This is a genomic window from Haloarchaeobius litoreus (assembly GCF_024495425.1).
GTDB lineage: Archaea > Halobacteriota > Halobacteria > Halobacteriales > Natrialbaceae > Haloarchaeobius > Haloarchaeobius litoreus.
The window spans coordinates 731,261-749,315 of the sequence record NZ_JANHJR010000002.1; the positions used below are offsets into that span (position 1 = coordinate 731,261).

Annotated in this window: 18 protein-coding genes; 9 read left to right on the forward strand and 9 right to left on the reverse strand. The window is 69.3% G+C overall.

What is annotated here, in order from left to right; genetic code table 11:
- Positions 1-12: 12 nt before the first annotated feature.
- Genes NOW55_RS10490 through NOW55_RS10500 form a run of 3 tightly spaced genes read right to left on the reverse strand, consistent with a single transcriptional unit; the run spans position 13 to position 1,543 of the window.
- Positions 13-477, reverse strand: coding sequence for a DUF302 domain-containing protein (locus NOW55_RS10490; RefSeq protein WP_256400042.1), 465 nt, complete (start codon positions 475-477; stop codon positions 13-15).
- 36 nt (positions 478-513) lie between these two features.
- Positions 514-1,248, reverse strand: a complete 735-nt coding sequence (locus tag NOW55_RS10495; RefSeq protein ID WP_256400043.1) for a CPBP family glutamic-type intramembrane protease — start codon at positions 1,246-1,248, stop codon at positions 514-516.
- 4 nt (positions 1,249-1,252) lie between these two features.
- Entirely contained in the window at positions 1,253-1,543 is a 291-nt protein-coding gene (locus NOW55_RS10500) for a DUF5789 family protein (RefSeq protein ID WP_256400044.1), read from the reverse strand.
- A gap of 93 nt (positions 1,544-1,636) precedes the next feature.
- Here NOW55_RS10500 and NOW55_RS10505 point away from each other — a divergent pair, with 93 nt between their 5' ends.
- On the forward strand, positions 1,637-2,578 hold the full coding sequence (locus NOW55_RS10505; RefSeq protein WP_256400045.1) for a cell division protein CdpA domain-containing protein: 942 nt from the start codon (positions 1,637-1,639) through the stop codon (positions 2,576-2,578).
- On the opposite strand, the gene NOW55_RS10510 is transcribed toward NOW55_RS10505, so the two are convergent.
- The 3 genes from NOW55_RS10510 to NOW55_RS10520 are packed head-to-tail and all read right to left on the reverse strand — an operon-like array spanning position 2,575 to position 5,227.
- A complete protein-coding gene (locus NOW55_RS10510) occupies positions 2,575-3,054 on the reverse strand; it encodes a Mut7-C RNAse domain-containing protein (protein ID WP_256400046.1) in 480 nt (159 codons plus the stop codon). The genes NOW55_RS10505 and NOW55_RS10510 overlap by 4 nt on opposite strands.
- Positions 3,054-4,793, reverse strand: a complete 1,740-nt coding sequence (polX, locus tag NOW55_RS10515; protein WP_256400047.1) for a DNA polymerase/3'-5' exonuclease PolX — start codon at positions 4,791-4,793, stop codon at positions 3,054-3,056. The genes NOW55_RS10510 and polX overlap by 1 nt, the downstream gene beginning before the upstream one ends.
- Positions 4,790-5,227 carry a DUF5788 family protein gene (locus tag NOW55_RS10520; RefSeq protein WP_256400048.1) on the reverse strand — a complete coding sequence of 146 codons (438 nt, stop codon included), beginning with the start codon at positions 5,225-5,227 and terminating at the stop codon, positions 4,790-4,792. Before NOW55_RS10520 ends, polX begins: the two co-directional genes overlap by 4 nt.
- A gap of 385 nt (positions 5,228-5,612) precedes the next feature.
- On the opposite strand from NOW55_RS10520, the gene NOW55_RS10525 reads away from it, so the two are divergent.
- The 5 genes from NOW55_RS10525 (at position 5,613) to NOW55_RS10545 (ending at position 9,951) form a co-directional block, all read left to right on the forward strand.
- Positions 5,613-5,783: a hypothetical protein gene (locus NOW55_RS10525; RefSeq protein ID WP_256400049.1), complete on the forward strand. Its 171-nt coding sequence runs from the start codon at positions 5,613-5,615 to the stop codon at positions 5,781-5,783.
- A 203-nt stretch (positions 5,784-5,986) separates the two neighbouring features.
- Positions 5,987-6,904, forward strand: coding sequence for a rhomboid family intramembrane serine protease (locus NOW55_RS10530; protein WP_256400050.1), 918 nt, complete (start codon positions 5,987-5,989; stop codon positions 6,902-6,904).
- A gap of 1 nt (position 6,905) precedes the next feature.
- Positions 6,906-7,646, forward strand: a complete 741-nt coding sequence (locus NOW55_RS10535) for an endonuclease V (protein ID WP_256400051.1) — start codon at positions 6,906-6,908, stop codon at positions 7,644-7,646.
- 25 nt (positions 7,647-7,671) lie between these two features.
- Positions 7,672-8,577, forward strand: a complete 906-nt coding sequence (locus NOW55_RS10540; RefSeq protein WP_256400052.1) for an SDR family oxidoreductase — start codon at positions 7,672-7,674, stop codon at positions 8,575-8,577.
- An 18-nt stretch (positions 8,578-8,595) separates the two neighbouring features.
- A complete protein-coding gene (locus NOW55_RS10545; protein ID WP_256400053.1) occupies positions 8,596-9,951 on the forward strand; it encodes a glycerate kinase type-2 family protein in 1,356 nt (451 codons plus the stop codon).
- A gap of 7 nt (positions 9,952-9,958) precedes the next feature.
- Here NOW55_RS10545 and NOW55_RS10550 read toward each other — a convergent pair whose 3' ends face one another.
- The gene (locus tag NOW55_RS10550; RefSeq protein ID WP_256400054.1) at positions 9,959-10,999 is read right to left on the reverse strand and encodes a halocyanin domain-containing protein; all 1,041 of its coding nucleotides are present in this window, start codon (positions 10,997-10,999) and stop codon (positions 9,959-9,961) included.
- Positions 11,000-11,106: 107 nt separating this feature from the next.
- Between NOW55_RS10550 and nirK the strand changes: the two genes are divergently transcribed.
- On the forward strand, positions 11,107-12,192 hold the full coding sequence (nirK, locus tag NOW55_RS10555) for a copper-containing nitrite reductase (RefSeq protein ID WP_256400055.1): 1,086 nt from the start codon (positions 11,107-11,109) through the stop codon (positions 12,190-12,192).
- 41 nt (positions 12,193-12,233) lie between these two features.
- Here the strand turns inward: nirK and NOW55_RS10560 are convergent, their stop codons facing one another.
- Positions 12,234-13,454 carry an ArsA family ATPase gene (locus NOW55_RS10560; protein ID WP_256400056.1) on the reverse strand — a complete coding sequence of 407 codons (1,221 nt, stop codon included), beginning with the start codon at positions 13,452-13,454 and terminating at the stop codon, positions 12,234-12,236.
- Positions 13,455-13,572: 118 nt separating this feature from the next.
- On the reverse strand, positions 13,573-14,673 hold the full coding sequence (locus NOW55_RS10565; RefSeq protein WP_256400057.1) for a pyridoxal phosphate-dependent aminotransferase: 1,101 nt from the start codon (positions 14,671-14,673) through the stop codon (positions 13,573-13,575).
- Positions 14,674-14,855: 182 nt separating this feature from the next.
- Between NOW55_RS10565 and ppsA the strand changes: the two genes are divergently transcribed.
- Both ppsA and NOW55_RS10575 read left to right on the forward strand, forming a co-directional pair.
- Complete coding sequence (gene ppsA, locus NOW55_RS10570; protein ID WP_256400058.1) at positions 14,856-17,168, forward strand: phosphoenolpyruvate synthase; 2,313 nt, start codon at positions 14,856-14,858, stop codon at positions 17,166-17,168.
- Positions 17,169-17,594: 426 nt separating this feature from the next.
- A complete protein-coding gene (locus NOW55_RS10575) occupies positions 17,595-17,912 on the forward strand; it encodes an RPA12/RPB9/RPC11 RNA polymerase family protein (protein WP_256400059.1) in 318 nt (105 codons plus the stop codon).
- The last annotated feature ends 143 nt before the right edge of the window (positions 17,913-18,055 follow it).

Genomic DNA, 18,055 nt, shown 5'->3' on the forward strand with positions numbered 1-18,055 from the left:
TGAGGGACGCGTTCAGACGCTGTCGAGGTTCTCGAACGCCGCCTCGACGAGTTCGCCGGTGTCGGCGACGAGCTCGTCCCAGTCCTCGTCGCGTGGTGCCATCCCGAGCAGCGGCGCGATCTTCATGATGGAGACGTGGTAGACGTGCTGTCGCCCGGGTTCCTCCTCCCAGACGACGACGTTACACGGCATCAGCCCGCCGAGCTCCGGACTCATGTCGAGCCCGCGGTCCGCCATCTCCGGGTTGCAGGCCCCGAGGATGTAGTACGGGTCGCGGTCGGCACCGATCTTCTCGGCGAGGAGGTCCGAGACGGAGAACTCGACGGCGGTCCCGAAGCCGGCCTCGGCGAACGCCTCGCGGACGTGGTCGATGGCCTCCTCGTGCTCCATCTCGAGTGTGGCCTGCTTCTTGCCGATCTCGTCGTCGCTCGGTGTCGGCAGTTCGACGTCGCCGTCGTCGTTGGATTCGAGTCCCATACTACAAGAGGCGGCTCGCAAGGGGAAAAACGTATCCTACAGCGGGACGGGCAGCCACTCCAGCCAGCCGTACACGGTCTCCGGTGGGATGAGCGGGTCGTGGATGACCAGCCAGTCGAGCAGCACCAGCCCGGCCCCGTGGGCGATGACCGAGGGTAGGATGGAGTCGCTCTTGTAGTCGACCGCGCCGAACAGCACGTCGGTCGGTCCAGAGAGCAGCATCTCTATCGGGGGCTTCCCGATGTGATGGAGCGCGTAGACCACGGGGCTGATGAACGCGGCCTTGATGCCGAAGCGCTCGCCGACGCCGACACAGAGCAGCCCCCGGTAGTACGTCTCGACGGCGACCACCAGCGCGAACTGCTTGGCGGCGTGGGCCGCGAACGCGCCGGGTTCGCGGAGCTCGGCCGCCGTCGTCCACATCGGGTAGTATGCACGGATGGACGGCAGCGACGACCCGACGAGGTAGAACGGGAGGACGAACAGCGCGAGCAGCGCGGCGTTGCGCACCGCGGTCCGGTCGACGCGGTAGCCGATCTCCTTGCCGTAGTAGGCGGCGAGCGCCATCGGGCCACAGAAGAAGATGAGGCCGTCGATGACCAGCCGCTGGTCCAGCCCGGGCTGGTGGAACACCATCCAGAGTATCGAGAGGACCGCACCGACGACGAGCGACTTCGCGGTCCAGGAGAGGCGCGACCAGCGCAGGGACGCGAGTCTGGTTCGGAGCCAGTCGACGGCATCGGCGACGACGCCGGCGTCCTGGCTCGACACGGCTCTACTCGTCCGCGGTCGCGACGGGGCCGCGACCGACGACGTCGCGGATGGCCTCCTCGAACTCCTGGCGCTTCTCGAAGTACGTGATGTCGACGTCATCGAGCGCCGTGGAGAGCTCGGTCGGGCCGTCGGGCGTCCGGATGACGGCGTCGCCCTCGAGGGTCTCCAGTCGGCTCTTGGTGATGGGCCAGCTCAGGCGGGACGTGACTCGCGCGAGCGGTGCGCCCTCGACGGACTCTCCCTCGCCGAGCTCGACGGCGGGTTCTGCGTCTGCTTCCTCCTCGTCAGCCATGGTCGGGGGTTTGCAACCGCGTCGATTCAACCTTTCGCTTCCGTGCCCGATGTCTGACGTACTGTTTTGTGGTGGGAGGACCAACACGGGTGCATGACCAGTCTCGCGGACGTGTACGAGGACAACGTCGGGGAGGTCGAGGACCTCCGGCGGTTCTACCTGGGGATCGCACTGTTCGCGGCGGGTGCGTTGCTGACGGTGGTGGGTATCCTCGTCGGGGGGACCGACCTGCTCGGTGCGGTCGGCGTGGGAGTCTACGACGCCCGGAAGGTCGCCGGACTGCTCGGTGGACTCGGCGTGCCGGCCGTGCTCGTCGGCGTCTTCACCGTCCTGCCGGCGAGCGAACGCATCCGGGCCGCCGCTGCCATCGGGGCGAGCCTCTGCGTGCTCGGCGTCGCGCTGTTCTGGTACGCCTACCCGACGTACTGGGTGACGGGTCCGCAGGAACGCACCGGGCTCACCCTGCTCGTCGCGGCGGTGTACTCCTTCGGCGTGTTCGCCTCCATCGGCTGCCTGTTCAGTGCGGTGGTCACGTTCAAGACGCGGAACGACCCCGGCGGCACCGTGACGATGGAGGTCACCCGCGAGGGCGAGACCCGCGTCGTCGAGGTGCCCGCCGAACACGCCGAGCAGGCCGCCTACGGCGGCGTCGGGATGTTCGGCGCGGACCCCGACGGCTCCGTCGAGACGCAGACGAACCAGCCCTCGCCGGGTGCCGGGTCGTCGTCCAGCGCGGCCTCGGCCCGGTCGTCCCGCGGTTCCTCGTCGTCCGGTCTCGGCAGCCCGGGCACGCCGACGAGCGACGGCGGCGCGTCGACCCAGGACATCCGGTCGCCGATGGACGGCTACGACGACGGCGAGGTGCTCAAGTCCGAGCCCAGTCGGCAGGAGCAGAGCCTCGCGGACCGCTACTGCGGCAACTGCCAGCACTTCCAGTACGTCCGGACGAACCACGGAATGCAGCCCTACTGCGGCGCGCACGGCGAGGTGATGGGTGACATGGAGGCGTGCCAGCAGTGGGAGCCGAACAACTAGCTCCCTGTCGCCGATTCTCCTGATGCGTCTCGGACGTCCGCCAGCGTCGCGACCATCCGGTCCCAGTGGCTCCCCTTCCAGAACCGCTGGTCGCAGTTCCGACAGCGCCAGACGGGGGTGGCGTGGTCGGGGACGTAGTCGGGTCGGGCGTCCGAATCGGTAGCGTCCACCCGGACGAGCCGACCGTTGCACCGTCCGCAGTGGACCGGCTCCTCGGCAGGGGTGAGGTCGACGCCGGCCGTCGCGAGTTCGCGGAGCTGTGGCTCGGTGTCGCGGTCCCGCAGCAGGATCGACTGTTCGGCCTGCGTGGCGAGCTGTTCGTCGCGGGTGACGAGCGTCCGGTCCCCCGCCGTCGCGAGTCCGAGCACCGCCTCGTCTGCCTCCACGTCGCGGTCGAGCGCGTAGACGGTATCGTGACCGCAGAGCCGCAGGTACGTCGCGAGGTTGCCGAGCATCGCGTCGAGGAGGAGCCGCATCAGTGCAGGAACTCGCGGACGCCGTCGGCGTCCCGCGTGTTCAGCACGTCGGCGGCCTCGGCCCAGCCACGCCGTGCGGTGTGGACGCCGAACCGGACGTGGCCGAACGAACTCGTGCGGTGGGCGTCGGTGTCGATGGCGACCGTCGCGCCTGCGTCGACGGCGACCTTGACGGGACCACCGGAGAGGTCGAGCCGGTGCGGGTCGCTGTTGATCTCCAGCGCGACGCCCTCTCGTGCGGCGGCCTCGGCGAGCGCCTCGGCGTCGACCTCGAGCCCGGGGCGCTGGTTCAGCAGTCGGCCGGTCGGGTGGCCGAGGATGTCGACGGCGGGGTGCTCCATCGCCCGGACGAGTCGGTCGGTGCCGTCGCCGTCGAGGGCGGCGTGTGGCGAGGCGACGACCACGTCGAGCTCTGCGAGCACGTCGTCGTCGACGGATATCTCGCCGTCGGCGGTGATGTTCGCCTCGACGCCGGTGAAGACGGTGATGTCGAAGCCCTCGGCGGCCGCCCGGATCTCGTCGGCCTGCTCGAGCAGCTCCTCGTCGGGGACGCCGACGCCGCCGACGACGCCCGGACCGGTCGCGTGGTCGGTGACGGCGATGTAGTCGTGGCCGAAGCTGGCCGCGCCGTCGAGCATCGACTCGATGGACTCCGCGCCGTCGGACCGGTCGGTGTGGGTGTGGAGGTCGCCGCGAACCTCGTCCTCGGCCACGAGGTCTGGGAGTTCGTCGTCCGCGGCGGCGGGTATCTCGCCGCGGTCCTCGCGCATCTCGGGCGGGATCAACGGCAGGTCGAGCGCGTCGTACATCGACGCCTCGTCGGTGCCGGCGACACGTTCGCCGACGCGCTGGCCGGCGTCGGGGTCCTCCACGTCGCGCACGTCGAACGCGCCGTACTCGTTGAGCTTCAGCCCGCGGTCGATGGCGTAGTTCCGGAGGGCGACGTTGTGGGCCTTGCTCCCGGTGAAGTACTGGAGCGCGGAACCGAACTCCTCGGGGACGACGACGCGCAGGTCGACGCGCATCCCGTCGCTGCGCACGCTCGCCTTCTCCGTGCCGGCCTCGATGACGTCGTCGGTGCCGTCCCAGTCGCGGAGCGCGTCGATGGCGGCCGCGCCGTCGTCGGTGCCGACGAGCACGTCGATGTCGCCGATGGTCGCGCGCCAGCGGCGCAACGAGCCCGCGACCTCGACGTGTTCGACCGGCGAGGAACCGGAGAGGTACGCCACGAGGTCGTCCGCGAGCGGGCGGGCGTCCCCGAGCAGCGTGCGCTCGCCGGCCGACTTCGCGAACGCGATGTTCTCGAGGATGTTCTCCTCGGTCTTCGGTCCGAATCCGTGCAGCTCCCGTATCTCCGCCGCGCGTGCGGCTGCTTCGAGGTCCTCGAGGTCAGTCACGCCGAGTTCGTCGTACAGCGTGCCGACGGTCTTCGGGCCGACGCCCTCCACCCTGAGCAGCGCGTCGAGCGCGACCGGATAGCGCTCGCGGAGCTCCGCCAGCTCCTCGATCTCCCCCGTCTCGGCGTACTCGACGACCTTGGACGAGATCGCATCGCCGACGTGGTCCAGTTCGCCGACTGCGTCGGCTCCTTCCGCGACGAGGTCGTCGAACGACCCCTGGTAGTCCCGGATGCTCTCGGCCGCGCGTCGGTACGCGTTGGGCTTGTACTCCACGTCGTCGGCTTCGAGCAGGTTCGCCATCTCCTCCAGTCGTGCGGCGACGTCGTCCTGTAGGGTCATGTTCGGGGTCCACCGCCCTCGCGGCCGAGGGCCTTCTTCAGGAAGTTCATCCAGCGCTTCTTGTCCGCTGCCGCCTTCGCGTCGGCCTCCGCCTCGATGTTCGTCGGGCCGAGGCTCTCCAGCGCGTTCAGCGCGCGGTCCAGCCCGATTATCGCTTCGACCAGCTCCTCGCCCTCCGCCCAGCTCATCTCGGCCCAGTCGTTCTCGAGTCGCTGTCTGCGCTGGAGCCGCTCGCGTCGCAGGTTCTTCTTCGCCTGCTGCACCCGCTCGCGCTCGCCCGACGGGATGGTGTCCCGACGCTTGATCTCGAAGACGAACGACTGCAGGTCGATGTCCTCGCCCTGCACGTCGATGCGCTCGGGGATGTCCGCGCCCACGGTCGCCCCCTCGCGGTCGACCCGCGCGAGCAGCTGCTTCTGTTCGTACGATTTCACACACGGGAGTCGGGGCCGTGGGACCAAAAACTCCCACGCTGACGGGGGCGAATCCGTTCACAGTTCGACGCGCAGCAGTCCACGTGGCGCGCGACTGGCGAGACTGCGCGAGTGAAGCGAGCGCGTCGAGCCATCCGCGCGAGGGATGAGCACCGCAGCGGAGCGAGGAGCGCAGTCGGCTGGGGAGGCGTGAGGTGCGGTGCTGTGCGGGGCTTTCTGGCTGTTGTCGACCAGATAGTTCCCACAATCGCCATACTGCAACCGGCTCTACTGCGTCAGTTCGCTGGCCGTATCGAGACTCGAAACGACACCCGAACTCGTTGACACCTTCATGTGGGTACGGCCACACCAGGATGATAGGGGATACGAACTCCCCAGTCACGCCATGTCGACCACGAACCGAACCCGCAACCAGACGAACCAGACCCGCCTCGACCTCTCACGGGCCGAGGAGTGGGTCGTCCACCATGCTGTGCTGACGGACGACTCTGGCGTGCGCTCGTTCACACAGAACGACATGGCGGTCGATCAGGCACTTCGACTGGATCGAGACTGATCCAATCCCGGAACGGTTCCAGAGACCGTTCGTCGGCCGGCGACGTACACAGCATCGCCGGCTACGATTCACCCCCTTCCTGACGCACTCCCGACCGCGAGCGACGGCTGGTGCGTGCCCGACTCACTCACAACCAGTGGCCACACTGGCGGCGTGCGTCGGAATCCCAACCCCTTTGCCGTCCGTGTTCGTACGGGCGACCAATGGCCAACTGCGACGAGTGCGGCGACGAGACGAACATGCCGTACACCTGCAACCGGTGTGGCGGGAAGTTCTGTGGCACCCACCGGCTGCCCGAGAACCATGACTGCCCCGGGCTGCAGTGGAACGACCCGCAGGGCGTCTGGGCCGAGGAGCAGTCGGCGTCAGGGAGCGACGACGGCGACGGGGGACTGCTGAGCGGCGTCACGGCCGACCCGTTCCGCCGTGGGGGCCCCCTCGCCTACTTCCGCGGGAACATGACGTACGTGTTCCTCGGGCTGATGTGGGTGACGTGGGCGCTGCAGTACTTCATCGTCCCGAACGTCACCGACATCCAGGCCGGCTCGCAGGCGTGGACCGACATCTTCGCGCTCCAGAGCGAGCACCCCGAGTACGTCTGGGCGTGGTTCACCTCCATCTTCTCGCACGCGCCCAGCCTCTACCACATCGCCGGGAACAGCATCGTGATCTTCTTCTTCGGCCGGCTGGTCGAGGAGTACGTCGGGAGCCGCGACTACATCTTCCTGTTCCTCGGGAGCGGCGTGCTCGCGGGACTGGGCCACATCGGCCTCGCACTGGTGACCGGCGAACCGACCGCGCTGTACGGAGCCTCCGGTGCCGCGCTCGCGCTGATGGGCGTGCTGACGATCATCCGCCCCAACCTCACCGTGCTCATCTACTTCATCATCCCGACGCCCATCTGGGTGCTCACCGGGCTGTACGCGCTCATCAGCGTCACGGGCATTCTCGGTGGGAACATCATGCCCGGCGGGGCGAACGTCGCCCACGCGGCCCACCTGTTCGGCCTCGTGCTCGGCCTGCTGTACGGCCAGTACGTGAAGGACAAGGTGAGCCTCCCCAGGGAGACGAGTCTCGGCGGCGGCCGTCGCGGCGGCGGTGGCGGCAGAGGCCCGTTCTGAGATGCGGACCGAGTTCGTCCCGGACCCGGCGGCCTCCCGCGCGGAGATGGAGGCCCAGCAGCGCGACATCGCCGCGGCCGCGAGTTTCTCGGACGATTTCGAGTTCGACAGCGACGCGGTCGGCAGCGACACCGGCCCGCTCGTCGCGGGTGTCGACCAGGCGTTCCTCGACGACCGGGCGGTGAGCGCCATCGTCGTCACCCGCGGCGACAGCGTCGTCGAGCGCGCCCACGCCGTCTCGCCGCTCTCGATTCCGTACATCCCCGGCCTCCTGTCGTTCCGCGAGGGCAATCCCATCCTCGCCGCGTTCGAGGAACTGGAGACGGAGCCCGACTGCGTGCTGTTCGACGGAAGCGGCCGCATCCACTTCCGGCAGGCCGGGCTCGCGACCCACATCGGCGTCGTGCTCGATATCCCGAGCGTCGGCGTCGCGAAGAACCTGCTCTGCGGGACGCCCGAACGGTCGACGGAGGGCCTCGCGGCGGGCGAGTGCGTCGGTATCGACGCCGACGGCGGCGTGGACGCACCTGCCGGCACCAGGATCGGCTACGCGGTCCAGACGAAGCAGTACGACTCGCCGAACCGCCACGTCAACCCGCTGTACGTCAGTCCGGGGCACCGCGTGAGCGCCGAGACGGCGGCGGACTGGACGCTCGCCACCGCGGCGGGCTACAAGCTCCCCGAACCCACCCGGCTGGCCGACGCATACGCCGCAGACGTGAAACGAACCAACGACACTTAGGTACCTCCCGGGTGAACGCGGGACCATGACCGCAGACGAGGACGACGGCTCGCCCGGCGAGGTGAGCGCGACGGCTGCCAACGAGGGGTCGTCGGGACCGGAACCGACGCTTTCGACCGTGCTCATCACCGGCTGTTCGTCCGGTATCGGCCGCGCGACGGCGAAGGCGTTCCGCTCGGAGGGCTGGCTGGTGTACGCGACGGCCCGCGACGAGGACGACATCGCGGACCTCACCGACATCGGCTGCGAGACGGCCGAACTCGACGTGACCGACCGCGGGCAGGTCGAGCGCGTCGTCGACCGCATCGTCGACGAGGCCGGCCACATCGACTGCGTCGTCAACAACGCCGGCTACGCGCAGCTGGGCCCCATCGAGGACGTCCCGACGAGAAAGGTCCACGAGCAGTTCGACGTGAACGTCTACGGGCCGCACCGGCTCGTCCGCGCCGCCGCGCCGCACATGCGCGAGGCCGAGGACGGCACGTTCGTCAACGTCTCCAGCGTCTCCGGCAAGCTCTCGGTCGCCGGCACGGGCGTCTACTCCGCCTCGAAGTTCGCCGTCGAGGCGATGAGCGACGCGCTCCGGAGCGAGCTGCGCGACTTCGACGTGGAGGTCGTCGTCGTCGAGCCCGGTCCCGTGGCGACGCAGTTCACCGACCGCGCCGACAGCGAGGTCGACGACCTGCCGCGTTCGGAGGCGTACGACGACCTCTACGAGATCTTCGAGGACGCGAGCCTGGTCGCGGGCGACGGCCCGCTCGCCGTCTCGCCCACCGAGGTCGCCGCGGTCATCCTGAACGCTGCCAGCAGCACCGACCCCGCGACCAGATACCCCGTCGGCGTCGTCGCGAAGTACGGCCTGCTCGCGCGCTACCTGCCCGACCGGATCCGGGACGTGGTCGTGGGGCTCGTCCGGCGCTTCGCCACGTAGGACCGCGGGGAACGGACTGTGACTGTCGAGAACCGCGACGAACTGGCGACGACGCCAGCCCGCGAGACCGCACTCTCCTGTGTCGAGGCCGGCATCGAGGCCGCACTCCCGGAGCGGGTCGTCGCGGACACCGTGGCGGTCGCTGATGGGGTCATGTCTGTCTCCTCGGCATCAGACGAGGATGCCGAGGCCAGCTACGACCTCGACTCGTTCTCGACCGTGCTGCTCGTCGGCGCGGGCAAGGGTGCTGGCCGGCTGGCCGCGGCACTGGTCGACGCGCTCGATGGGCGGGTCGACAGCGGCGTCGTCGTCACTGACGAACCGGCCGACGCGGCCCCGGTCGACGTGCTCGTCGGTGACCACCCCGTCCCGACGGAGCGCAACGTCGATGCCGCACGGCGAATCCACGACTGCGTGGCAGACGCGCCCGCCGACGCGCTCGTGCTCGTCGCGCTCACCGGCGGGGCGAGCGCGCTGCTGACGCTCCCGGCGGCACCGCTCCCCGTCGACGAGATCGCCGACGTGACGCGCGACCTGCTCACCGCGGGGGCATCCATCGCGGAACTCAACGCGGTCCGCAAGCACTGCTCTGCGGTGAAAGGTGGGCGGCTCGCCCGTGCGGCGACACCGGCACGACTGGTCACGCTCGCGATCTCGGACGTGGTCGGCGACGACCCGTCCGTCATCGGGAGCGGGCCGACGGCACCCGACGGGACGACGTACGCCGACGCGGTCGCGGTACTCGACCGGTACGACGTGGCCGCGCCGGGCGTCCGCGAACACCTCCAGCGCGGTGTCGAGGGGGCGGAGCCGGAGACGCCCGACGCCGACGACCCGTCGTTCGACCGCGCGGAGTACCACCTGCTGGCGAACACGGAGACGACGCTGTCGGCGGCGGCGACGGTGGCCCGGGAGCGCGGCGACGAACCGCTCGTGCTCTCGACCAGCGTCGAGGGCGAGGCCCGCGAGGCCGGCCGGTTCCACGCCGCTGTCGCTCGCGAGGTGCGCGCATCCGGGCGGCCCGTCGAGCCCCCGGCGGTGCTGCTCTCCGCCGGCGAGTGTACCGTGACCGTCCAGGGTGCCGGTACGGGCGGCCCGAACCTGGAGTTCGGGCTGGCCGCGGCGCTGGACCTGCGCGGGAGCGACGACGTCGCGGTGGCCGCCGTCGACACCGACGGACGCGACGGTTCGACGGACGCTGCGGGTGCGCTCGTCGACGGGCGGACGGTCGACGACGAGGACGCGACCCGTGACGCGCTCGCAGGGAGCGACAGCCTCGGCTACCTGGACGCGCGGAACGGGGTCCTGAGAACGGGTTCGACGGGGACGAACGTGAACGACCTGCGGGTCGTGGTCGTGGAGCCGGGGCGGTAGCCGGGGGTCAGCGCCGGGGACGCCGCCGCTTCGAGGGGACGTTCCCGCCGGGCGCGTGGACGACACCCTCCCGGTCGCCCTCGCCGGTGGCGAGCAGGAACGCGAGGAGTCCGAGCGGGAACAGGAGCGCCGTCCCGAGCAGCCCCCCGACGAGCAGCGAGGTCTCGCTGACGTGGACGACCCCAGCTTCGGGGTCGCCGACGACGACGGCCCCACGCATCGCGGCCGCGTTCCCGCTGGTGCAGGCGTACGTGCTGATGCCGTCGCCGTCGAAGGTGAGCGAGTAGGTCGTGCCGGCGGCCTCGGTGGGCTCGCTGGCGAAGACGCCGTCGCTGTCCTGCACGTCGTGTGCGCCGCCCTCGCCGGTCCACTCCCAGACGACGGTCGTGCCCGGGTCGACACGGACCGCTGCGGGCTCGAAGGCGTGATTGCCACCGTTCCCGGGTGCGCCGACGGCGACGGTGACCTCCTCCTTGCCGCGCATGTCGACGGTGCCCTCGTAGTTCTCGACACCGTCGAACCAGTCGCCGTAGTCGGGTTCCACCTCGACGAGCCCACCGAGCCCGATGTCGACCGGCACGTCGCCGACGACGACCGCGGCCTTCATCCCCATCGCCTCGTGGGGGACGCAGACGTACGTACTGACGCCCTCGCCCTCGAAGGTGTGCTCGAACGTCGCGCTCGCGTCGTCCACGAGGTCGCTCTCGTACGCGCCGTCGGTCGCGGCGACGTTGTGCATCCCGCCCTCGCCGGTCCACTCCCAGACGACCGTGGTGCCGGGGTCGACTCTGACCGCGGCCGGGCCGAAGCCGAACGCGCCGCCGTTGCCCGGCGAGCCGACGGCGACAGTCACCTCGGACTCGCCACGCGCGTCGACGAGCCCGTCGAAGTTGTCGACGTTCTCGAACCACGCCACGAGTTCGGGCGTCTCCTGTGCCCGCGTAGGCGTGCTGGCGGCACCGGCGAGTGCGGTGCCCGCTGCGAGGGTCCCGACCCCACGGAGGACGGTTCGGCGGTCGACGTCGATGTGTGGCTGCGTCGTGTTCATGGAAGGACATACGCGAACCCCGTATAAACCACGTTTTAGGCTTCCCAAAAAGCGGGAAACGTATTCCGTGTATAAGCAGGCGTATGTGTTCTGTTAGGCTGTAAACCATGAGTTCCAGCACGTCACGACGGCGGTTCCTGCAGGCGGTCGGAGTCGGTAGCGCGACGGCCCTCGCGGGCTGTACCATCGGCAGTCAGCACGACGACCTCTCCGTCGTCGAGAACGAGCTGGGGAGCCCGGCGTCGCTCTCGCCGGCCGCACCGGTCGACGTCGACCGCGTCGCCGCCGATCCGCGGGACATCCCCGCACCCATCACGCGGACCGAACCGGCGACGATCGAGGTCGAGATGGAGACGACCGAGGTCACCGCCGAGGTCGAGCCCGGCGTCACGTTCACGTACATGACCTTCGACGGCCAGATCCCCGGGCCGATGGTCCGGGCGCGTGTCGGCGACACGGTCGACCTCACCATCCGGAACAACGAGGCGAACTCGATGGTCCACAACGTCGACTTCCACGCCGCCCGCGGCCCCGGCGGCGGTGCCGAGGCGACGACGGTCGCCCCCGGCGAGGAGGCCCGGCTCCGCTTCCAGGTCACCTACCCCGGCGCGTTCGTCTACCACTGTGCAGTGGCGAACGTCGACTACCACATCTCCGCGGGGATGTTCGGTCTCATCGTCGTCGAGCCCGAGGAGGGCCTGCCCGCGGTCGACCACGAGTTCTACCTCGGCCAGCACGAGCTCTACACGAACGGCGCGGCCGGCGAGGAGGGCCACCACGAGTTCGACTTCGAGGCGATGGCCGCCGAGGAGCCGACGTACGTGCTGATGAACGGCGAGAAGTACGCCATCGGCCCGCAGGGCTACGACGAGATGCAGGTGAACACGGGCGAGACGGTCCGGCTGTTCTACGCGGTCGGCGGCCCGAATCTCACGTCCGCGTTCCACCCCATCGGCAGCGTCTGGGACGAGGTCTGGGAGCAGGGAGCCCTTGCGAGCCAGCCAGACCGGTTCGTCCAGACGACGCCGGTCCTGCCCGGTTCCTCGGCCGTGGCGACGATGTCGTTCCCGGTGCCCGGTCCGGTCAAGCTCGTCGACCACGCGCTCAGCCGCGTGGCCAGAAAGGGCTGCCTCGCCGTCATCGACGTCCAGGGGCCGGAGGACACCACGGTGTTCGACCCGGAGCCGGCGTAGCCCGGCCGTGAACGCTCGGCCGGCTTCCGCGCGGGCCGCCCTCAGTCCAGACAGGCGGCCACGATTCTGAGCATCCGCTCCCCGCGCACCTCGTCGGCGAACAGCGGGACGCGGCGAACGTCGGTCCCGCGGAACAGCTCCTGTGCCTCCGCCAGCGCTGACTGCTGGACGTCCCAGCGGCGCTGGCAGAACTCGCAGTCCGCGAGGTTCGGCTTCACGAACTCGTCGGCGTCGACGGAGTCGGTCACGTCGGCGAGGTCCTCCATCACCCGGTTGACGACGACCGTCCCGACGGGGATCTCGAAGTCGGCGAGCTGGGCGCGCAGCCGTCGGGACTCGAAGACGCTCATCTCCTCGGGCACCATGACGATGCGGAAGTCGGTCTGTGCCGGGTCCCGCAGGACCGCACGCAGGCGCTCGATGCGGTCGGCCAGCTCGTCGAGGTCGGGCGACTGCTGGTTCTCGCCGTCGCCCCCGCCGAACATCCCGCCGAGCCCGCCCATCAGGCCACTGAGCCGCTCGCGCAGCTTGGCGATGCGGCCGACCATCGTGTCCATGACCTCGGGAAGTTCGAGCAGGCGGAGCGTGTGGCCCGTCGGCGCGGTGTCGACGACGACGCGGTCGAAGCGCGGGTCGTCGAGGTACTCCAGAAAGAGCTGCATCGCGGCGGCCTCGTCCGCGCCGGGCATCGCGCCGCCGAACATCGAGCTCATGGGGTCCTCGCCGTCGCCGCCGAGCATGTCGCCGAGGCCGCCCATCGGTCCCTGTCCCATCGGGTCGTCGCCGCCCATCGGCCCCGCCTCGCCGGTCGTGTCGTCGCCGAACGGGTCGGCGGCCGCGTCGCCCCCGCCCGCGCCGCCGAACAGGGCCTCCCCCTCCGCCATCGCCTGCTCGGGGTCGATCTCCGCGGCGAACAGCGGAATGTCCTCGCGGATGCGCGTCGGCTCCGCTGGAATCTCCGTCTCGAACGTGTCAGACAGCGAGTGCGCCGGGTCCGTGGAGACGACGAGCGTGCGCGTGCCGTCGGCCGCGCTGGCGAGGCCCGTCGCGGCCGCCATCGTCGTCTTGCCGACGCCGCCCTTCCCGCCGTAGAGGACGTACTCCGGGGCATCGACGCCGTCCAGCGCGTCCGCCGTCGCCTCGTCGGTGTCCACCGCGTCGACCGAGATGCCGTCGGCCGGGTGCTGGGACTCGTCCTGCGCGTCCGTCGCGTCGTCGGCGTCCTCGACCTCGTCGACCGGGTCGACGCTGATGTCGCTCATATGCGGGCGTATCGCCCGACGACTTGTGTACTAATCGGTCCCGCTATCGGTTGTGGGCCGGAGGCAGCGAGAGAGGGAAACGGGGCGCATCTTCTTTCCCCCACCTGTTGGGATAGCCTCACCCGAACCGCTCGGCGAGCCGGTCGGCGGCCTCCTCGACCCGGGGTGTGACGAGCGCGAACCGGAACCAGTCGTCGAACGCGTCGCCGAAGGCCTCGCCGGGCATCCCGGCGACGCCGGCCTCGTCGATGAGTTCCTTCGTGTTCGCGACGGTGCCGGGGTAGCCGTCGAACCGGGCCATGACGTAGAACGCGCCGTCGGGCTCGGTGTACGCCGCACCGGCCTCGTCGAGGGCGTCGGTGAAGGTGTCCACGCGCTCGGCGAGCAGCTCGCGGTTGGCCTCGTGGTACGCCGGGTCGGTGTTCCGGAGCGCGTGGAGGACGGCGTGCTGGCCCGGGCGCGTGGTCGCGACGTTGACGAGCATGTGTCGGGCCTTCGCGGCCTCGACGTGTTCCTCGGGGAAGACGGCGTAGCCGACGCGGAAGCCCGTGATGGCGAACGTCTTCGAGAAGGAGTTCGTGACGATGCGGTGGTCGGAGTCGACCGACAGCGCGCTCGAAAAGCGGCCCGAGCGGTCGTAGTGGTCGTACACCTCGTCGCTGACGAGGATGGCGTCGTGGTCCTCCGCGATGGCGACGAGTTCGCGGATGGTCGCCTCGGGGTAGACCGCGCCGGTCGGGTTGTTCGGCGAGTTGACGACGATGCAGGCGGTGTCGTCGCTGGCGGCCTCGCGGACGGCCGCGGGGTCGAGCGTGCCGTCGTCGTCGGTCGGGACGAACCGCTGTTTTCCGCCGAGCATCGAGGTCTTGCCCGGGTAGTACGGGTAGACGGGGTCCGTCAGGATGACCTCGTTGCCAGCACCGCGTTCGAGCGCGCGGGCCATCGCGAGGTAGTTCGCCTCGCCGCCCCCGTTCGTGACGACGACCTGTGACTCGTCGACGCCCCGGCGGTCCGCGATCTCCTCGCGCAGGTCGCGCAGTCCCTCCGAGGGCGCGTACTGGAACTCCGACTGGTCGAAGTCGGCGTACTCGCGCAGGCCGTCGCGCAGGGACGCGGGTGGCTCCCAGTCGGGGTTCCCGCTGACCATGTCGACCACGTCGCGGTCGGCGTGGACCGCGTACGACATGATCTCGAAGAACAGCGGTTTCTCGTACTCCATGGTCGCTCCATCGACGGGCGGATGGGTGTTTCTTTCGGGACCGGACGACACGCCCGGGGTAGGCGGTGACTGCGGTCGGCAACACTTGCCCTGCGGGCCGAACGTTCACTCGACACCGAGTCAGAATCGACCGCCCGTTCCCGGAATCTTCTTTTACTGTGCCGGGGTCTCACCACATACGAATGGCAGTACTCTGGCTGGACGACATCCGGGCCGACGACCTGGAATCGGTCGGTGGCAAGGGGGCGTCCCTGGGCGAACTCACAGGCGCAGGGCTCCCCGTGCCACCCGGGTTCGTCGTCACGGCTGAGACGTACCGGAAGTTCATCGAGGCGGCGGGCATCGACGAGGAACTGTTCGAGGCGGTCGACGTCGACGTCGACGACACCGAAGCGCTCGCCGAAGCCGAGGCGCGCGCGAGCGAGCTGATCCTGGGAACCGAGTTCCCCGACGAGCTGCGCGAGGAGATCCTCGAGGCCTACAGCCACGTCGGCGACGGCGAGGCGTTCGTCGCGGTGCGCTCCTCGGCGACGGCGGAGGACCTCCCCGACGCGTCCTTCGCCGGCCAGCAGGAGACGTTCCTCAACGTCACCGAGGAGGAACTGCTCCAGCGCGTGCGTGAGTGCTGGGCGTCCCTGTTCACCCAGCGCGCAATCTACTACCGGACCCAGCAGGGGTTCGACCACGACGACGTGAACATCGCGGTCGTCGTCCAGCAGATGGTCGACGCCGAGAAGTCCGGCGTGATGTTCACCAGCCACCCCTCGACGGGTGCGGCGACGATGATCGTCGAGGCCGCGTGGGGGCTCGGCGAGGCCGTCGTCTCCGGTAGCGTCTCCCCGGACAACTACCACCTCGACCGCGACTCCGGCTCCGTCGAGGAGGTGACCGTCGCCGACAAGAAAGTCAAGATGATCAAGGACCCCGAGACCGGCACGACCGCCGAGGTCGACGTGCCGAGCGACGAGCGCGAGGCCAGGGTCCTCTCCGACGACGAACTCGCCGAGCTGCGCGAGCTCGGTATCACCGTCGAGGAGCACTACGAGACGCCCCAGGACGTGGAGTGGGCCATCGTCGACGGCGACGTGTACATGCTCCAGTCCCGCCCCATCACCACCATCGCGGAGGGTGACGTGGGCGAGGCCGACGAGACGCGCGTCGACGCCGACATCGACAGCGACACGCCGGGCGAGGCGAGTGCGACCGACGGCGGCGGGGCGAACGCCAACGTGCTCGTTCGCGGCCTGGGCTCCAGTCCGGGCATCGCCTCCGGCCGGGCGCGCATCGTCAAGAAGCTCGACCAGCTCGACAAGGTCGGCGAGGGCGACATCATCGTCACCGAGATGACGACGCCCGACATGGTGCCCGCGATGCGCCGCGCCGCCGGCATCGTCACCGACGAAGGTGGGATGACGAGCCACGCGGCGATCGTCTCGCGCGAGCTCGGCGTCCCGGCCGTCGTCGGCGCGGGCGATGCAACGACGACGCTCTCGGACGGCCAGATGATCACGCTCGACGGCGACAAGGGGACCATCCGCGAGGGCAAGACCCAGACCGACGAGGAGCGCGAACCCGTCGAGGAGGTCCGCCCGCAGGCCCCGGTGAAGCCGATGACCGCGACCGAGGTGAAGGTCAACGTCTCCATCCCCGAGGCCGCAGAGCGCGCGGCCGCGACCGGCGCAGACGGCGTCGGCCTGCTCCGCATGGAGCACATGATCCTCTCGACGAACAAGACGCCCGAGCGCTACATCGCGGACCACGGCGAGGAGGCGTACGTCGACGAGATAATCGACGGCGTCCAGCGCGTCGCCGAGGAGTTCTACCCACGCCCGGTCCGGGTGCGCACGCTCGACGCGCCGACCGACGAGTTCCGCCAGCTCCAGGGCGGCGAGGACGAGCCCCAGGAGCACAATCCGATGCTGGGCTACCGCGGGGTGCGCCGCAGCCTCGACCGGCCGGAGGTGTTCAAACACGAGCTGGAGGCGTTCCGCCGCCTGTTCTCGATGGGCTACGACAACGTCGAGATCATGCTCCCGCTCGTGAACGACGCCGAGGACGTCCTCCAGGTCCGCCAGCTGATGGAGGAGGCAGGTATCGACCCGACGAAGCGCCGCTGGGGCGTGATGGTCGAGACGCCGGCGGCCGCGCTGTCCGTGGGTGAGATGGCCGAGGCAGGCATCGACTTCGCCTCCTTCGGCACGAACGACCTCACGCAGTACGTCCTCGCCGTGGACCGGAACAACGAGAACGTCGCCGACCGCTTCGACGAGCTCCATCCGGCCATCCTCGAGCTCATCACCCAGACCATCGAGACCTGCCGCGAGCACGACGTGGCCACGAGTATCTGCGGGCAGGCCGGCTCCAAGCCCCAGATGGTCCAGCACCTCGTCAACACCGGCATCTCCAGCATCTCCGCGAACATCGACGCCGTGCGCGACGTCCAGCACGAGGTCAAGCGCACCGAGCAGAAGCTCGTGCTCGACTCGGTCCGGTAACCGCGGTTGGCGGTTCGTTGGTTCCGTCTTCCGTTGCGCTGTCTCGTCAGTGCAGAGTAAACACGACGTGCACTTCCGCTCTACCGCCGTCGCTCCGCCAGTGTCTTTGTTCCGAATAGAGCCAGTAAAATCCGGGTGCCAGCGGCTGAGAGTGTCTTTCGTGATACTGCCGAGCGGCTGGAAGTTGTCTGATGGCGAGTATTCCGGCGACAGGTCCGATGACCCCGACACCGAGGTCCACTTTCGTCCCGAGATTCTGAGCCATCCCTACGACACCCCGTGGCCAGTTGATAGCTGTCGGGCACGATCGAATGTTGCCCCTTGCCCCTTCGATAGCTCAGTACAGTCGGTATGAGCAGTGACCGAGAATCCACGACGGCTCGGAAGTTAACACATATATCCGACAACCGTGTGCTCCCACTTTATATGCAATTCTGTGACGAGTGTGGTTCGATGATGCACACGGAGGGCGACACGTGGGTGTGTCGCTCCTGTGAGAACGAGGAGCCACGTGACTCGCAAGCAGAAGCGGCGATGACGACCCAGGATGGACAGCAGGACGACGGATCGCCCGACGTGGCTGACGCGACCCAGGGCTCCAGCGAGACGATGCAGGAGCCCTGTCCGGCGGACGACTGCGACAGCGACCGTGCCTACTACGAGATGATGCCGAAGCCGGGCGGCTCCTACGAGGTTCGGCTGTTCACCTGCGTCGAGTGCGGCCAGAAGTGGCGCGAGTCCTGACGGCGCATCTCGCGGACCCCGCCGCCTACATTTGCACAGACCGCCACATCAGAGTCTGGACTCCCTGGGTTACCTGGAGGCACGAGTCGACGTCAAACCGGCTCCAACGACGTTCTCGAGGCTATCAACAACCTCCGTCACGG

Bases quoted from the DNA above. Each gene is read 5' to 3' on its own strand.
- NOW55_RS10490 (WP_256400042.1), bottom strand. From the start codon at position 477: ATGGGACTCGAATCCAACGACGACGGCGACGTCGAACTGCCGACACCG.
- NOW55_RS10500 (WP_256400044.1), bottom strand. From the start codon at position 1,543: ATGGCTGACGAGGAGGAAGCAGACGCAGAACCCGCCGTCGAGCTCGGC.
- NOW55_RS10505 (WP_256400045.1), top strand. From the start codon at position 1,637: ATGACCAGTCTCGCGGACGTGTACGAGGACAACGTCGGGGAGGTCGAG.
- NOW55_RS10510 (WP_256400046.1), bottom strand. From the start codon at position 3,054: ATGCGGCTCCTCCTCGACGCGATGCTCGGCAACCTCGCGACGTACCTG.
- polX (WP_256400047.1), bottom strand. From the start codon at position 4,793: ATGACCCTACAGGACGACGTCGCCGCACGACTGGAGGAGATGGCGAAC.
- NOW55_RS10525 (WP_256400049.1), top strand. From the start codon at position 5,613: ATGTCGACCACGAACCGAACCCGCAACCAGACGAACCAGACCCGCCTC.
- NOW55_RS10530 (WP_256400050.1), top strand. From the start codon at position 5,987: ATGGCCAACTGCGACGAGTGCGGCGACGAGACGAACATGCCGTACACC.
- NOW55_RS10535 (WP_256400051.1), top strand. From the start codon at position 6,906: ATGCGGACCGAGTTCGTCCCGGACCCGGCGGCCTCCCGCGCGGAGATG.
- NOW55_RS10540 (WP_256400052.1), top strand. From the start codon at position 7,672: ATGACCGCAGACGAGGACGACGGCTCGCCCGGCGAGGTGAGCGCGACG.
- NOW55_RS10550 (WP_256400054.1), bottom strand. From the start codon at position 10,999: ATGAACACGACGCAGCCACACATCGACGTCGACCGCCGAACCGTCCTC.
- nirK (WP_256400055.1), top strand. From the start codon at position 11,107: ATGAGTTCCAGCACGTCACGACGGCGGTTCCTGCAGGCGGTCGGAGTC.
- NOW55_RS10560 (WP_256400056.1), bottom strand. From the start codon at position 13,454: ATGAGCGACATCAGCGTCGACCCGGTCGACGAGGTCGAGGACGCCGAC.
- NOW55_RS10565 (WP_256400057.1), bottom strand. From the start codon at position 14,673: ATGGAGTACGAGAAACCGCTGTTCTTCGAGATCATGTCGTACGCGGTC.
- ppsA (WP_256400058.1), top strand. From the start codon at position 14,856: ATGGCAGTACTCTGGCTGGACGACATCCGGGCCGACGACCTGGAATCG.
- NOW55_RS10575 (WP_256400059.1), top strand. From the start codon at position 17,595: ATGCAATTCTGTGACGAGTGTGGTTCGATGATGCACACGGAGGGCGAC.